This window comes from Mycobacterium shinjukuense (genome assembly GCF_010730055.1).
In the GTDB taxonomy this organism is placed as follows: domain Bacteria; phylum Actinomycetota; class Actinomycetes; order Mycobacteriales; family Mycobacteriaceae; genus Mycobacterium; species Mycobacterium shinjukuense.
This window is the reverse complement of sequence record NZ_AP022575.1, coordinates 1,691,278-1,707,357: the sequence shown is the minus strand read 5'-3', so window position 1 is coordinate 1,707,357 and position 16,080 is coordinate 1,691,278. Positions and strand designations below refer to the sequence as shown.

The 16,080-nt window shown below is 67.1% G+C and carries 11 protein-coding genes and 3 pseudogenes; 5 read left to right on the top strand and 9 right to left on the bottom strand.

Annotated features, from left to right (window positions below; all coding sequences use genetic code 11):
* Positions 1-8: 8 nt before the first annotated feature.
* Together G6N20_RS07620 and G6N20_RS07615 are read left to right on the top strand one after the other, a co-directional pair.
* Positions 9-2,954, top strand: coding sequence for a type I polyketide synthase (locus tag G6N20_RS07620; RefSeq protein ID WP_083052201.1), 2,946 nt, complete (start codon positions 9-11; stop codon positions 2,952-2,954).
* 156 nt (positions 2,955-3,110) lie between these two features.
* Positions 3,111-4,172, top strand: coding sequence for a type III polyketide synthase (locus G6N20_RS07615; protein WP_083052198.1), 1,062 nt, complete (start codon positions 3,111-3,113; stop codon positions 4,170-4,172).
* On the opposite strand, the gene G6N20_RS07610 is transcribed toward G6N20_RS07615, so the two are convergent.
* Both G6N20_RS07610 and G6N20_RS07605 read right to left on the bottom strand, forming a co-directional pair.
* Positions 4,155-5,438 carry a cytochrome P450 gene (locus G6N20_RS07610; RefSeq protein WP_142272215.1) on the bottom strand — a complete coding sequence of 428 codons (1,284 nt, stop codon included), beginning with the start codon at positions 5,436-5,438 and terminating at the stop codon, positions 4,155-4,157. The two genes, G6N20_RS07615 and G6N20_RS07610, sit on opposite strands and share 18 nt — an antisense overlap.
* A gap of 42 nt (positions 5,439-5,480) precedes the next feature.
* A pseudogene (locus G6N20_RS07605) lies at positions 5,481-5,698 on the bottom strand (ATP-binding cassette domain-containing protein); the annotation flags it as partial.
* Between the two features lie 196 nt (positions 5,699-5,894).
* Here G6N20_RS07605 and G6N20_RS07600 point away from each other — a divergent pair.
* Entirely contained in the window at positions 5,895-7,286 is a 1,392-nt protein-coding gene (locus tag G6N20_RS07600) for an HNH endonuclease signature motif containing protein (RefSeq protein ID WP_163663224.1), read from the top strand.
* Between the two features lie 50 nt (positions 7,287-7,336).
* Here the strand turns inward: G6N20_RS07600 and G6N20_RS21095 are convergent, their stop codons facing one another.
* Both G6N20_RS21095 and G6N20_RS07590 read right to left on the bottom strand, forming a co-directional pair.
* Positions 7,337-8,134 (bottom strand): class I SAM-dependent methyltransferase, encoded by a 798-nt coding sequence (locus tag G6N20_RS21095; protein WP_232065464.1) that lies wholly within the window; start codon positions 8,132-8,134, stop codon positions 7,337-7,339.
* A complete protein-coding gene (locus G6N20_RS07590) occupies positions 8,131-9,708 on the bottom strand; it encodes a radical SAM protein (RefSeq protein WP_232065463.1) in 1,578 nt (525 codons plus the stop codon). Before G6N20_RS07590 ends, G6N20_RS21095 begins: the two co-directional genes overlap by 4 nt.
* Before the next feature lie 175 nt (positions 9,709-9,883).
* On the opposite strand from G6N20_RS07590, the pseudogene G6N20_RS07585 reads away from it, so the two are divergent.
* Positions 9,884-10,188 (top strand): annotated as a pseudogene (locus tag G6N20_RS07585) (DUF427 domain-containing protein); the annotation flags it as partial.
* 30 nt (positions 10,189-10,218) lie between these two features.
* Entirely contained in the window at positions 10,219-10,602 is a 384-nt protein-coding gene (locus G6N20_RS07580; protein ID WP_083046472.1) for a hypothetical protein, read from the top strand.
* An 11-nt stretch (positions 10,603-10,613) separates the two neighbouring features.
* Here G6N20_RS07580 and G6N20_RS07575 read toward each other — a convergent pair whose 3' ends face one another.
* The 5 genes and pseudogenes from G6N20_RS07575 to merA all read right to left on the bottom strand — a co-directional run bounded on the left by G6N20_RS07575 (position 10,614) and on the right by merA (position 16,038).
* Positions 10,614-11,912, bottom strand: coding sequence for an MFS transporter (locus G6N20_RS07575; RefSeq protein ID WP_083046435.1), 1,299 nt, complete (start codon positions 11,910-11,912; stop codon positions 10,614-10,616).
* Positions 11,913-11,955: 43 nt separating this feature from the next.
* A complete protein-coding gene (locus tag G6N20_RS07570; RefSeq protein WP_083046434.1) occupies positions 11,956-12,888 on the bottom strand; it encodes a transglutaminase-like domain-containing protein in 933 nt (310 codons plus the stop codon).
* Positions 12,889-12,931: 43 nt separating this feature from the next.
* Positions 12,932-13,586, bottom strand: a pseudogene (locus G6N20_RS07565) (ArsR/SmtB family transcription factor).
* A 359-nt stretch (positions 13,587-13,945) separates the two neighbouring features.
* Complete coding sequence (gene merB, locus G6N20_RS07560; protein ID WP_083046433.1) at positions 13,946-14,617, bottom strand: organomercurial lyase MerB; 672 nt, start codon at positions 14,615-14,617, stop codon at positions 13,946-13,948.
* An 11-nt stretch (positions 14,618-14,628) separates the two neighbouring features.
* The gene (merA, locus tag G6N20_RS07555; protein ID WP_083046432.1) at positions 14,629-16,038 is read right to left on the bottom strand and encodes a mercury(II) reductase; all 1,410 of its coding nucleotides are present in this window, start codon (positions 16,036-16,038) and stop codon (positions 14,629-14,631) included.
* Positions 16,039-16,080 lie beyond the last annotated feature (42 nt).

Genomic DNA, 16,080 nt, shown 5'->3' with positions numbered 1-16,080 from the left:
AGGGTGGCATGCAACCCAGCGACGTGGCGATCATCGGGCTCGCCTGCAGGTTCCCGGCTGCCGCCAACCCACGCGAGTTCTGGCACCTGCTGCGCGATGGGCGCGAGGCCACCGAATCCCTTGCCGGCGTGGCGGACTTCGATGCCGGGTTCTTCCACCTGTCACCGCGTGAGGCGGCCTCGATGGACCCCCGGCAGCGATTGGCGCTAGAGCTGACCTGGGAACTGTTCGAAGACGCCTTCGTGGTGCCGGAAACCATGCGCGGACAAGAGGTCGCGGTCTACCTCGGAGCGATGAACGACGATTACGCGTTGCTGACGCTGGCTGCGAACACCATCGATCATCACTCCTTCGCCGGCACCAGCCGGGGAATGATCGCCAACAGGGTCTCGTATGTCTTCGGGATGCGCGGTCCGAGCATGACCGTCGATTCCGGTCAATCGTCATCCCTGGTGGCGGTGCATCTCGCGTGCGAAACCCTGCGCGCCGAGACGGCACCACTGGCGATCGCCGGTGGCATCCACCTCAACCTGGCGCCCGAAACCGCCAAGCTGGAAACAGAATTCGGGGCGATGTCGGCTTCGGGACATACCTATGCGTTTGACGCACGCGCCGACGGCTACGTCCGGGGCGAAGGTGGTGCCCTCGTGCTGCTCAAGCCGCTGCACGCCGCCCTCGATGACGGAAATCGAATCCACGCAGTCATCGCGGGCAGCGCCGTCGGCAATGCCGGGCACGGCGCCGCTGGGCTGACGGTGCCCTCGGTTTCCGGACAGGCCGACGTGATCCGGCGTGCGCTGGCCAGCGCAGGCCTGGACCGCACCCAGGTCGACTACGTCGAAGCGCACGGAGCCGGCACCGAAATCGGCGACCCGATCGAGGCACAGGCGCTGGGCGAGATATTCGCCCAACGTCAACATCGTCCGGTCAGTATCGGGTCGGTGAAGACCAACATCGGCCACACCGGGGGAGCCGCCGGAATCGCCGGGCTGCTCAAGGCGGTGCTGGCGATCGAAAACGGTGTGCTGCCAGCGAGTCTCAACTATGTCGGCGCCAAAACCGGGATCGACCTGAAACGGCTGGGCCTGCGGGTGAACACCGAGCTGACGCCGTGGGCCGAGCCGCGTCGCGCCGGGGTGTCGTCGTTTGGCATGGGCGGCACGAATGCCCACGTGATCGTGCAGCAGGCCCCAGCCGTTTCGGAACACGATGCCGCTGAACGGGAAACCGGCACCCCAGACGTTGCGTGGGTGCTATCCGCGCGATCGGCCCCGGCGTTGGCGAATCAGGCCGGGCGGCTGCTGGCGTGGGTGGGTGCCGACCAGAGTTTGAGCGCGCTCGACGTGGGCTGGTCATTGGTGAGCACCCGCTCGGTGTTCGAGCATCGGGCCGTGGTGGTGGGCACCGATCGCGCGCAGTTGATGGCCGGGCTGGCGGGTTTGGCCGCCGGTGAGCCGGGTTCGGGTGCGGTGGTGGGTCGCGCCCGATCGGCGGTCAAGACGGCGTTCGTGTTTCCCGGGCAGGGGTCGCAGTGGCTGGGGATGGGCCGGGAGCTGTATGGCCGATTTGCGGTGTTCGCCCGGGCACTGGATGACGCCGTGGAGGCGCTGGACGCGCACACGCGGTTGTCCGTGCGACAGGTGATGTGGGGCAGCGACGCGGCGTTGCTGCAGAGCACCGAGTTCGCGCAGCCGGCGTTGTTCGCCGTGGAGGTGGCGTTGGCGGCGTTGCTGCAGGACTGCGGCGTGCTGCCGGATTTCGTGATGGGCCATTCGGTGGGGGAGATCACCGCGGCATACGTGGCGGGGGTGTTGTCGCTGGCCGATGCCGCGCGGATGGTGGCAGCCCGGGGCCGGTTGATGACCGGGCTGCCGGGCGGCGGGGCGATGGTCGCGGTGGCCGCGCCCGAGCAGGAGGTTGCAGACCTGTTGGCGGATGGCGTGGAGATTGCCGCGGTGAATGCGGCTGATTCGGTGGTGATTTCGGGCGAGGAAGCCGCGGTGGGTGCGGTGGTGGATCGGTTGCGCAGCCGGGGCCGACGGGTACATCGGCTGGCGGTGTCGCACGCGTTTCATTCGGTGTTGATGGAGCCGATGCTGGCAGAATTTTCCGCGGTGCTGGCCCAGGTGTCGGTCAAGCGGCCGCGGATTAGCTTGGTGTCCAACGTGACTGGGCAGCTGGCCGGACCCGGGTACGGGTCGGCGGGGTACTGGGTTGAGCATGTGCGCAAGCCGGTGCGGTTCGCCGACGGTGTGGCATTGGCGGAATCGCTGGGCGCCGGGATATTCGTCGAGGTGGGTCCCGGCGCCGGGTTGACGGCATCGGTGCCGCTGTTGGCCAAGGATCGCCCAGAAGGCGTCTCGCTGCTCACTGGGCTCGGCCGGTTGTTCACCGCGGGTGTGGGTGTGGGCTGGGGTGCGCTGCTCAGCGGCGGGCGACGGGTGGAGTTGCCCACGTATGGGTTTGCGCGGCAGCGGTTTTGGTTGGCAGGCGGTGCCGGTCACCCGGCGGATCGCACCGGCGAAAGCGGCGCCATTGACCGGGCATCCACCGAACAGCACCGCGAGTTGGTGGAATTGGTGTGCGCGCATGCGGCAGTCGTTTTGGGTCACTCGAGCGGCCATGACATCGAACCCGAACGGGCTTTCCAAGACCTCGGCTTTGACTCAATGACCGGGGTGGAACTGCGCGACCGGTTGACTGCGGCCACCGGTTTGGCACTGCCGCGCACCCTGATCTTCGACCATCCCACTCCCACAGCCCTGGCCGATCACCTTGTTCGACAACTGTCTGACAGCCATCCCAAAGAGCCCGACGACGAGAAGATTTGGCTGCTGGCCGGTCAGCCGCACAGGTCCGTGCCAATCATCAGCGACGACGTCATCGACTCGTTAACCCCCGACGCTCTCATCGCGATGGCGCTCAACCCAGAGGATGAGAACGGCGTTCAATAAAGCATTGCGCCAACGTATTACGTCCACGTCGCCGCGTGTGAATGCGACAGATGTTGAATACGGCCGTATTTTGCACGACCGCGCATCGGGCGATTAAACTTCGGATATTGAGGGGAGTCCTGGACGGGCGGGTAAGCAACAAACGAGGGCAGATGCATGAGCGTCATCGCGGGCGTGTTCGGTGCGTTGCCACCGCACCGCTATAGCCAGGGTGAGATCACCGACACATGTGTTGAGTTCCCCGGTCTCAAGGCGCACGAGGAGATCGTTCGGCGTCTGCACGCTGCCGCCAAAGTCAACAGTCGCCATTTGGTGCTGCCGCTGGAGCAATACCCGGCGCTGACCGACTTTGGGGATGCGAACGAGATCTTTCTCGACAAGGCGGTCGATCTCGGCATCGAGGCCCTGATGGGCGCGCTCGATGAGGCCGGCCTGCAACCCGAAGACATCGACATGATCGCCACCACGACGGTCACCGGCGTTGCGGTGCCGTCATTGGATGCCCGGATCGCCGGCCGAATTGGCCTGCGCCCCGACGTACGCCGGATGCCGCTATTCGGCCTGGGCTGTGTGGCCGGGGCGGCGGGAGTGGCCCGCTTGCACGACTATCTGCGCGGTGCGCCCGACGGCGTCGCGGTCCTGATCTCGGTTGAGCTATGCTCGCTGACTTACCCGGCGGTCAAACCGACGGTGTCGGGCCTGGTGGGGACCGCCCTGTTCGGTGACGGCGCGGCCGCGGTGGTCGCCGTCGGCGAACGACGTGCCGCGAAGATCGGTGCCCGGGGTCCACACATCCTGGATTCGCGCAGCTGTCTCTACCCCAAGTCGCTGCACATCATGGGGTGGGACGTCGGTTCCCACGGCCTACAGCTACGGCTTTCTCCCGACCTGACGACCCTTATCGAGCGGTACCTACCCGACGACGTCAACGGCTTCCTGGGCGCGCATCGGCTGACCAAGGAGGACATCGGCGCCTGGGTGAGCCATCCCGGCGGTCCCAAGGTCATCGACGCGGTCACCACCAGCCTCGAGCTGCCTCCGGAGGCGCTCGAGCTGACCTGGCGATCGCTGAGTGAAATTGGCAACCTGTCGTCGGCCTCGGTGCTGCATATCCTGCGCGACACCATCGCCAAACCGCCGCCCAGCGGCAGCCCCGGGCTGATGCTGGCGATGGGTCCCGGATTCTGCGCGGAACTCGTGCTATTGCGCTGGCACTGAGCCGGCGATGTCGACGATCAGGCCAGGCCGCGGGCATAGGGCGGCAAGGTGGCCCGCGCGGACCCGCTGAGCCGGCAACCGAAGGGTGGTCCTGGCGACCAGGCGGGCGAGCATCACCGTCATCTCGGTGGTCGCCATGACCGCCCCGATGCACCGATGTAACCCGCCGCTGAACGGGATGAACTCGTGCGGCGCGGGCTTGCGGTAGTCCGGTGCCGCGGGGTCCCACCGTTGCGGCCGAAATTCGGTTGGGGCGGGCCATAATTCGGGCAGCCGGTGGGTGACGTAGGCGCTGAAGATCAGCAACCTGCCCGCCCGGATGCGGTGCCCGTCGAAGGCGAGGTCCCGCATCACCCGGCGGGCCGAGACGACTCCGGGCGAGTACAGCCGAAGCGTCTCGTGGACAACGCCGTTGAGGTAGGTGAGTTCGCCCAGGTTCCCCGGGGTGGGTGGTCGGCCGGCCAGCACGCGATCCACCTCGTCGGCGGCGCTCTCCCAGGCACCCGGCAGAGTCAGCAGCGTGTAGACCGCCCAGGCCAGCGCGCCGCTGGTGGTCTCGTACCCGGCGGCGATCAGCGAGACGATGGAATCGCGGATCTCGTTGTCGCTCAACGCTGGGCCCTCTTCGGAGCGGCCGGTGATCAACGTGGTCAGCAGGTGGTCGTCGGGTCTCGGTTGAGTGCGCGCATCGGCGACTTGGGCGTCGATGAGGTCATCGATGCGTTTGCGCGCGGCCATCGCCCGCCGCCAGCCGGGCGAGTTGAGCCGTTGCTGTAGCCGCATGATCTGCGGCGGCCGGTGGGTCAGGTCCAGCAGGGGCTGCAGTTGTGCACCGAGGAAGTCGGAGTGGATGGCCAGCCGCTGGCCAAACAGGCTCTCGGCGGTGCTGCGCCGCACCGCGGAACGGAACTCTTGGTAGAGGTCCAGCCGCTGTCCGGGATGCCAGCCGTCGATGACGGAGTCGACGGCGGACACCATAGTCTGCACGTAGTCCTGGATCTGCCGGTGCCGCAGCCCGGGGGCTACGACGCTGCGGCGGCGTCGGTGATCTTCCCCGTCGCTGACGATCAGCGCGGTCGGCCCGTCGACCGGAATCAGGCTTTCGAAGGTCTGCCGCCAGCTGAACGCATCGGCATTGGCGAACACGAACTTATTCGCCTCGGCGCCCAGCAGATAGGTGTAGCCGTGCATGCCGATTCCGGAGTTGATCACCGGGCCGCGGCGTCGATACAGCGCCAGCAGCGCTTCGCCGGGCCAATACGGCACCGTCCGATACCCATTCACTCGAGTGCCTCCGAGAGCTCTAATTAGCGCACCGACCCGCAAGCCGCCGCGGCGGGTGACTCGGTACCGTAGTCTGGTTGCAGTTGGCCGGTGAGCAGGTTTAGCAGGCTGGATTTGCCGTCGCCGTTTCGTCCCACGATGCCGATGCGCGCGCCGTCGTTCACCCCGAGTGTGACCGACTCGAATACCACCTGAGCGGGATATGCCAGTTGTACGGCCTCGGCTCTGAGCAGGTGCGCCACGGGGCCGACGCTACCGGTCTGGCGACGATGCGGGCCGGGACGGGCCGCTGAGGAGCCGTGCCATCGAACCCAACCGATCTCGCCAGCCGTGCACTTGTCGGGGGGTTCCGGTAGACTCGCACACGTGTTCGATAAACGGTTGCATGACTACTTCGAGCCTTCCGATACCCCGACGTCGCGGGGGTTGATCGAGCGGATGCGCGCCGCCGGGTGTGCCGAGGCGCAGGCGGCGGCGGCGCGGTTGGCGTTGATCGGGGAGTTGTTCGAGCTGCGCCGGGTCGAGCGCGGGGAGTGCGCGGATTGGGCGGTGGATACCTGGGCGGCGGTGGCCGCCGAGGTGGCCGCGGCGTTTCGGACGAGTTTGGCCCTGGCCGGCAGCTACCTGCACTATGCGCGGGCGATGCGGGAGCGGCTGCCCAAAGTCGGGCAGGTGTTTGTCGCCGGGGAGATCGATTACCGGATGTTTCAGACGTTGGTGTATCGCACCGATTTGATCACCGACCCCGAGATACTGGCGCGGGTGGATGCCGAGTTGGCGCTGCGGGTGGGCCGCTGGCCGTCGATGACCCAGGGCAAGCTGGCCGCGGCCATCGATCGGGTGGTGGCGGTGGCCGACCCGGATGCGGTGCGCCGCGCGCGTGAGCAGATCCGCGATCGGGAGGTGTCGATCTGGAATTCCGCGGACGGGATGGCCGACGTGCACGCTCGGCTGTATGCCACCGATGGCCAGGCACTGGATGCGCGGCTGAACGCCTTGGTGGCCACGGTGTGTGCCGGTGATCCGCGCAGCACAGATCAGCGCCGCGCCGACGCGCTGGGGGCGTTGGCCGCCGGGGCGGATCGGCTGGCCTGCCGCTGCGGTAGCACCGACTGTGCCGCCGAGGGGCGCCCGGTGTCGGCGGTGGTGGTTCATGTGGTGGCCGAGCAGGCCAGCCTGGAGGGCCGCGGCCAGACACCGGCAGCGCTGCTGGGCGGCGACGGGTTGATCCCGGCCGAGTTGGTGGCCGAGTTGGCCGCAACCGCCCGGCTGCAGCCGATCCTGGTCCCGGCCGGGCCGGAGTCGGGTTATCGGCCCTCGGCCAAGCTGGCGGCGTTCGTGCGGGCCCGGGATCTGACCTGTCGGGCGCCGGGTTGTGATCGGCCGGCCACCCACTGCGACCTGGATCACACCATCGCGTTCGCCGATGGCGGGGCCACCCATGCGTCAAATGTCAAGTGTCTGTGCAGATTTCATCATTTGATGAAGACTTTTTGGGGCTGGCAGGACAAACAACTGCCCGACGGCACCATCATCTGGACGCTGCCGGGTGACCAGACCTATGTCACCACCCCGGGCAGCGCGCTGTTGTTCCCGAGCCTGTGTACCCCCACCGGTGACCCGCCCGCACCCGAGCAGGCCCGGGCCGACCGCTGCGCGGAGCCCACCGCGATGATGCCGCGACGGGCCGGCACCCGGGCGCAAAACCGCGCCCACTACATCACCACCGAACGCCACCGCAACCGTGACGAGCGCATGGCTAGTCACCTTGTGGAAGCACCGGCCTGTGCAACACCCGTCGGCGACCCCGAGGAGCCACCGCCCTTTTAGCTGGCGCCGTCCCCAGGTCTAAGGCCTCGGCATGGGCGCTCGCACGCGGGTCATGTCTTCTCGGCGATGATCAGCGCGTATCCGATCTGTCCGGCTTCCACCGCGGTACGCGCCAGCCGGGTGTAGGTCAGCACGAGGTCGGGCTGGACACCATTGTCGACAAGCATGGTGGGCGCGGCGATGCGCAGCGCGGTAATGCGGGCCTCGATGCGGTCGATCATCCGCAGCAGGCTGACGTCATGGGATTCGCTGTGCCGCGTGCGCAATCCGGCCCCGGCGAGGATGCGGGTGTAGTCGGTCAGCGGGCGCGCGTCGGCGATGCAGGCCACCCACGCCGTGAGTGTGGTCAGCTCTGCCGGTAGGCCGGAGTCGGTGACGGTGACGTCGGTGATGCCGACCAGCCCGCCCGGACGCAGAATCCGCGCGAACTCGTGGGCGGCGGCGCTCTTGTCGGGGAAGGTGCATAGTGCGCATTCGCACACCAGCACGTCGAAGGTGTCGTCGGGCAGCGGGAGTTCTTCGGCGTCCCCATGGTGGAAGCGCACCCGCTCGGCCAGCCCGGCTTGGGCGACAGCGGCTCGTGCCCGATTGACGTTGACCTCGCTGAGGTCAACCCCATCGACGGTGACCGCCGGGTATTCGCTGGCCAGGAGCCGGGCGGTGGCGCCGCGCCCGCACGCGACGTCGGCCACTCGCCGCTTGCCGCAACCCAGTCCGAGCGCCTCGGCGAGCACGCGAGTCAGGGCCGCCCCGCCCGGATGGTAGGACTGCCCGAGCAGCAACGCGACGAGGTCGCTGGAATATGCTTGGGCACAACACATCTTGATGCCATGCTGCGTCATGGTCATCGGGGCACCGCTTTGGAGCCGGTGTTGGTGGCGTCGCGCGCGGCGCCGCTGCGCGGGACGCCGTTGCGGTTCGCCACTTTGGATCCGTGCGGGGAGTCGGCCAGCATCCCGGCGAGGGGGACGGCGTTGGGCACGATGTCAGGCACCGCAACCCCGGTGAGCCGTTCGCGGATCTGCTCGCGGTAGCCGACCGAGTTGTAGGCGCAGAACGGGATCAGCCGCCCGTCCGGGGTGATCTGTTGCACGCAGCATTTCATCAGCTGCTTGACGTTGAGGGTGTACGGATCCTGGAAGTCCTGGATGACGATCGCGAAAATCCGGTCGGTGAGATGGGCGATGGCGTCGGGCAGGTTGATTCCGCAGGCGTCTGCGCAATCCAACGCGCGGACAGCTGTGTGCAACTGTTCGATGGTGATGTCGGTGCCCAGCACCGCCGACGCCGACCACAGGCTCTCCAGCGCCTGTCGGATCGCCAGATCGGGGATCACCCGGTTGGAGATGTAGTCGAGGTAGTCCTCGACCTCCAGCAGCCGTGGAATCGGGACGACGTGTTCGCCGTCGGTGAGCAGGTAGGTGATCGATCGGCAGCTGGGAAAACAGCACGGCACCGAAAAGAAGTCGCCGGCCTGAAACCATTCGGGCAGCTGCGCGGTGATGCCATGGATGATGTCGGAGTTGGTCAGCCGGGTCAGCGGGTCGAACTGCACATGCCGGCCGGCGTGGGTGACCGGCTGAAATACCACCGATTGCACCGCGGGCTGCGCCATGCCGTGGCGGATGACCGCGCCCAGCTCGTGCTCGTTGAGGCCGCGTTCCACCGCGGCGACCAGGCTGACCGTCAGGCCCACCTCGGCGCAGTTGTCCAGGGCCCGCTGTTTGACCTCGCGCAGATCACGGCCTCGTAGGGCGCGATGGGTGTCTTCGTCCAGCCCGTCGAACTGCAGGTAAACATGCACCGGACGGCCGGGGCGGTTGCGGTCGGCCAGCCCGGCGACGAAGTGGCGGTCGGATGCCAACCGGATGCCGTTGGTGTTGATGATGACGGTCCTGATCGGCCGGGCCTGGGCGGCGTCGACGAAATCGAGAAGCCGCTTATGGATCGTCGGTTCGCCGCCGGAGAACATCACGACTTCGGGTTCACCCTCGGCGGCCACGAGCGCGTCGAGCATGCGCTCACACTGCGCCAGCGTGAGGGCGTAGCCGTCGAGCTGGTGGCCGGAGTCGGCGAAACAGATCGGGCAGTCCAGGTTGCAGCCAGTGTTGACCTCGATCAACCCCAGGCAGGCGTGTTGTTTGTGGTCCGGACACAGCCCGCAGTCGCTGGGGCAGCCGTCGCGCACCTCGGTCTGAAACTGCAACGGAATGGTGCCGGGCTTGTTGAACCGAGCCGACTCCACATACATCTGCGCGTCCCCGTACACCAGGGCCTCGAAACCGCCATGCTCGCGGCAACGCTTGCGTAGGTACACCTTGTCGTCGCGGATGTTGACCTGCGCGTCCACCACCACCTTGCACACCGGGCAGATGCTCTTGGTGTACTCGATGAACACCTCGTCACGATCCCTCTTCACCACGGTCCCACCAGATCACCCCATATCCGTGCGCGGTAGGCAAGCGTCAGCAGCCGAACAATCCGCCGGTGACCCGATCGATCGTGTCACCTCGATGACAGTTCGACTGCGCACCGCGCCCTGAGCGCGTGCACTATCGACAGTGACACATGCAGCAGTTAGTGAGGAGGCCGATGCCATGATCCGCGCTGTGTGGAACGGGACAGTGCTCGCGGAGGCGCCGCGAACCGTGCGGGTGGAGGGCAATCACTACTTTCCGCCCGAGTCGCTGCAGCGCGAGCATCTGATCGAAAGCCCCACCACGTCGATATGCCCGTGGAAGGGTCTGGCCCACTACTACAACGTCATCGTGGACGGCCCCGATGGTCCCGTCAACCCGGAGGCCGCCTGGTATTACCGCCGCCCCAGTCCACTGGCCCGCCGGATCACGTCGCGTTCTGGAAGGGTGTGACCGTCGAAGGCGAACCCGAGGGTGACCGGCATGACTGGGTGAATAAGGGAGCACGATGCGACGTGACCGAGAACCTCGCGAAAAAGCCGGACCACCGCGACGCGGCCGCGAATCGGCTGCCGATATGGCGTATCGGCATCACCGGCGGGGTGGTCGGCATGCTGTGTTGTGTCGGGCCCACCATTCTAGCGCTGCTCGGGATCGTGACCGCGGCAACGGCTTTCGCGTGGGCTAACGACCTCTACGACAACTATGCGTGGTGGTTCCGCGCCGGTGGCCTCGCGGTGCTCGCGTTGCTGGTGTGGATGGTGTTGCGGCGACGAAACCAGTGCAGCATCAACGCGATCCGGCGATTGCGCTGGCGGCTAGTGACAGTGCTGGCAATAGCGGTTGGTACCTACGGCGTGCTGTACGCCGTGACGACGTGGTTGGGGACCTTCGCATAGTCGCTGTCAGGTCAGACGAACGGGGGCGCCGGCGATGCCATCCGGTCAGTGTGGCGCAGTAGCAGGCCGCACCCCGCCGCGGCAGCCAGTGCGGCGGCGACGGCGAGCAAAGCGACATGGTAGGTGCCGGTGGCGTCCTTGAGATAGCCGGTGGCGTAGGGTCCGGCGAAGCTCGCCAGGCTGGCCGCGGTATTTACTGCCGCGATGGCCACGGCGACCCGGGGACCGGCCAGCGCTGCGGTACAGCGGCTCCAGAAGGCGGGCATGGCCGCCAGGATTCCGGCGATGGCGATCGTCAGCCAACCCAGCGTCACCATCGGTGACATCGGGCTGAAGGCCGCACCGAACGCGGCGGCGGCCGCGGCCAATGTGGGCACCGTGATATGGCCAATTCGGGCGCCGGCGCGGTCGATGCTGCGGCGGCTCCAGGCCAGCATGGCCAGCGCGGCGACACCGTACGGCAGGGCCGAGAGGGTGGCAGCGGTCAGGGTGGCAGTGTCGCGTGCGAGCGAGGCGACCAGCTGGGGGAGGAAGAATTGCAACGCATAGAGGGCGAAATACAGTCCCCCATAGGTCACGGCGAATAGGACGAGCCGCCCACCGGTTCCGCTCGAGCGATCGGCCGGGGCCAGGGTGTCCTCGGCCAGCCGGGCCGACAGCTCTGCGCGCTCCTCGGCGGTGAGCCAGCTTGCCCGTTGAGGGCTGTCCGGCAACAGCCGGCGAAGAAGCGGCGCCAGCACCAGTGCCGGCAGCGCCTCGATCACAAACATCGCCCGCCAGCCGGGTAGCCCGGCCATCTGCACGTGGCCGACGATCAGCCCAGACAGCGGCAAGCCGACCGTGTTGGCGACCGGAATGGCCAGCAGAAAGGTGGCCACGGCGCGGGCTCGCTGCGCGCAGGGAAACCACACGGTCAGGTACGCGATGACGCCGGGGAAGAAGCCGGCCTCGGCGACGCCGAGGGCCAACCGCGCCAGATACAAGGTGTGAGCGCTGGTGACAAAGGCCGTGGCCGTCGAGCACACGCCCCAAGCCAGGACAACCGCGCTGAGCGTGCGACCGGCGCCGAAGCGCGCCAGCGCCGCGTTGGCGGGAACCTGGAATAAGACGTAGCCGAGGAAGAAGACGCCGGCGGCGGTACCGTATGCGGTGGCGCTCAGGCGCAGATCGGCGTTCATCGCCAGGGCGGCGACCGAGATGTTGGCACGATCGACGAAGTTGATCACATACAACACGAACAGCAGGGGCAGCAGCCGGCGCGCAGCCTTGCGCAGGGCATTGTGCGTGGGGCTTGCCGCGATGGTCGCCACCTGCGGCTCCTTCCTCAGTCGATCAATTCAGCCGTGTGACCCGTTATATCATTGCGGTGAAACGGATTTGGCGCTGCGGCGGGTGGGATTTGCCGTCAACCTCGGCGTAGGGGCCGGCGAAGAACAGGCTCCGGCCCGCTCGCTGCGGCGGGGCCAGCAGGATGTCGCGGCCGATCGACCAGGCGATGTGGTTGGCCGCCAAGTTCGCAAACAGGCCGTGGGTACCGTACTTCGTCGCGCAGGAGGCATCCGCGGGTAGCCAACCGAGGCCGGCGACAAAGAACTCCGCCCAGCAGTGGTAGCCGCACACCTCGCAATCCTGCACACCGGGCTGCGGTTGCTCCAGAGCCTGACCGAGCACGAATCGCGCCGGAATGTTGACCGACCTGCACAGCGAGACAAACAACGCGTGGATGTCGTTGCAGTTGCCCACCGAGCAGGTCAGGGCATGCTCGGTGCTGCCCAGGAACGACTGTTTGGTCGCGTCGTACTCCATTGCGCCGGTGACGTAGTCGTAGATGCGACGGGCTTGCTCGAGCGGGTTGGTTTCGGGGCCGACGACGTCATGGGCCAGCGTGCGGGTGCGCCCGTCCACATCGACATGTGCCTCTGGTGTCAAGGCGCGGGCGAACAATTGCGCCGTTGCCAAGGGGCGGGCCCGCGTCGGGTCCGGGGCATGCCCGATCGTCCGGCGTTCCACGACATAGCGGATGGACCAACTCCCCGCTTTCGCCGAGCGCACACGGCTGTACAAGATCAGGTTTCCGAATTCTGTTTCACGCGTGAGGTCGTAGGGATCCTCACTGGTCACCTCGATGTCCAGCACGCGCTGAAACGCGCTGTCACCGATGACGGGGCACCACATGTCGACGGTCCGGGCGCCTTGCGTGGCGTCGATCGTGATGTGATCGGTGATTTCGAACAGGCCGATCGCGGCATCCTCTTGTGCGGACACCGCGGGGTCGATGACGGTCATCTGATAGCTCCTGTCCGTTGGGAATGCTTGGTGCTTTGCCTGTCTACGATCGAACGACCGGCAGGTCGGTGGCCAGCCATTCGGAGAACCCGCCGTCGAGGCGGCGGGCGGCAAAACCGCGGGGGCGCAGCAGTTCCAGCGCGTCGTAGGAATACACGCAATACGGTCCTCGGCAGCAGGTGACGATATCCATGCCAGACGGAAGTTCGTCTAGCCGCTCGGCCAGTTCGTCGAGGGGAATGCTCACCGCGCCCGGCAGATGCCCGGCGGCGTATTCCTCGGCCGGCCGCGTCGAGAACCAACACCGACCCGGCGGCCACCCGGGCCCGCAACTCGTCTCGGCTGACCGGTTCCAGGCTGTCTCTGTCGGTGTAGTACTGCCGCACCAGGTGATCGACCTCGGCGAGATTGCGCTCGGCCGCCCCGCGCACCGCGCGCACCAGGTCCCACACCTGCGGGTCCGATAGCGCATAGATCACGCGTTTGCCGTCCCGGCGGCTGGTCACCATGCCGGCGCGCCGTAGCTGCGCCAAGTGCTGCGAGGCATTGGCCAACGTCAGCCCCGCTGCCCGAGCCAGTGCGTCCACACTGCATTCACCCTGCACCAGCAGATCCAGCAGCTCCAACCGATGACCGTTGGACAGCGCTTGCCCGACCAGCGCGAACTGCTCGAAGATCAGCTTCTTTGCCCCGTGCACGCCACAGCTCCATTCTTTGATCCAGACCGTCGGATGTTCAATTGATTGTTTGGTCATGTCAACCCGACACGCTGTCGCCATCGGCAAGTCGTTGACGCCGACACCACGCTGCGTGCCAACACCGCGGGCAGTTGTGCTGGTCCGCCCGGCCGTTGTGGCGAAAAGTGTTGATAGGCAAGCTGATCGAGTTTGGGCCCGGGGCCACACAGCCGATCCATTGGGGGACGTTTGTCGTGGCATGATCCCGACACGGTGGGCGTACGGGCCGCCACGGTGTCGAACTGGACGACCAGGCTGGCCGGTGCGCATCTGCGGCCCAGCCGCCCGGGTCCGGATAGCGGCCGATGAGTCGAGGGCTCTTAGCAGCAGCCGCGCGGTCCGTTGTCAACGAGCATGGCCTCAGCGAACGGCCGGATGATCGAGGTGTAGGCCTCCGCCACCGGAAGGACCCGCATGCCGGGGTGGCGGGACTGCCAGTCTCGGGCGGCATCTGCCGTGGCGAAGAAGCGTTGCGGGTCGCACAGGGACGCGCGCACCGCGTGAGTGTCGATGTCGCCCGGGTCGACAATTGACACGACCGCCGTCGACGGGTCGAGTGCAGTGATGCCGGCGTCGGGGTCGACGGTGAGCCTGATGATGGTTCGCGTTGTCGGGCAAGGTGATTCGATATCAGCGGCGTGTCCGATGACGGTCGGGAAGATGAGGGTGTCAGGGGCACACCAGGTGTAGAGCTGTTTGCCGTTGACGGTGAATCTGTGTGGCGTGGGGACTGCTGTCAGGCCCCAGCCGACGATGCGGCCCTGGTCGTCGTATTCGATATCTGTACTGGCGGTGGCGTTTTCAAGCTCGGTTTTACAGACGCCTGCGGTGGCCGCGAGGTGGGCCGGGCTGATGGGCTCGCCGTTGGCGAGCAGCCGCAGCGCGACCCTCAACAGGTGCGATCGGGTGCCAGCACCGACGGTGTTGGGGGCGCCGAAGAGCTTTTCGCACAGGTTGGCGGCGACGGTGTTGTCGGCCGTGGGGTTGTTCATGGCGTTCCTCGTCACGCGCAACACGACAGTTTCGTGACGTCGCGGGTGAACGTCTGCGAGGCAAGCTTGAGGCCCTCGGCCATGGTCAGATACGGGCTCCACTGCTCGGCCAGTTGCGCGATGGTGGCCCCGCTGGCAAGCGCGGACACCGCGGCGACGATTACGTCGCCGGCGCCGTCGGCGATCACGTGCGCACCGAGCAGCCGACCGGAGCCGCGTTCGGCGACGAGTTTGATCAGCCCGCGGGTGTCCCGATTGATGATCGCGCGGGGAACGTACTCCAGTGGCAGCACCCGGCATTCACACTCGTAACCGGCGTCGAGCGCCTGGTGTTCGGTGAGTCCGGCCGCGGCGATGGCGGGGCTGGTGAAGGTCACCCGCGGCAACGCGGAGTAGTCCGGGCTGCGCTGGGCGGCGTCGAATGCGTTGTCGACGACCAGCGTCCCGTGCGCGGCGGCGACGTAGACGAACTGCGGCGCGCCGGTGACATCGCCGGCGGCCCAGATTCGCCGGTTGTTGGTGCGCAGATACTCGTCGACCAGGACCTGCCCCGCGGTGCCGGTTTTCACGCCGACCGCGGAAAGGTTCAGCGCCTCGGTGACCGGTCGGCGCCCGGTCGCCACGAGCAATTGCTCGGCGCGCAGCTCGCCCGCGGCCCTGGTTGCGCCGGTGTAGGTGATTCGGTAACCACGGTGATCACGCCTGACCCGTGTTACGGCCGCGCCTGTGAGCACGCCGACGCCTTCGCCGCCGAGCGCTTCTTCGATCATGGTGGAAATCTCGGGCTCCTCGAACGGCGCGAGCCGGTCGAGCACCTCCACCACGGTGACGTCGACGCCGAGCCGCGCCCACAGCTGGGCCTGCTCGAGGCCGACCGCATTGCCGCCCAGGACGACCATCGATGACGGCAGCGCATCGAGGTCCATTGCCGTGGTTGAGGTCAAGTACCCGGCCTCGGCCAGGCCGTCGACCGGCGGCGCCCACGGTGCTGCGCCGGTCGCAATCACGTAGTGCTGAGCTTCCAGGCGCTCCGTGCCACCGGCGCTAAGCGCGACATCAAGCATGGGTCCGTCGACGAAGCGTGCAGTGCCGGCCACCATGTTCCAGCCGTACGCGGCGGCGACATCGCGGTACCTCACGGCCCGCAGCGCGGCCACCAGCTCGTCCTTGCCGCCGATCAGCCTCCGCGGGTCGACACCGAACGGGGCCGATGTGATCCCCGGGAACCGCGCTTCCTGGCTGACGTGGCGGGCTTCGGCGGCCGCCAGCAGCGCCTTTGACGGCACGCAACCGGTGTTCACGCACGTCCCGCCGACGGTGCCGCGCTCGACCATCACCACGCTGCGGCCTTTGGTGCGGGCCGCGATCGCCGCGGCAAAGCCCGCACCCCCCGAGCCGATGATCGCCAGGTCATACCGCACGCTTCCTCCAACCGTCGCAATATATCCTCATATACGGATGAC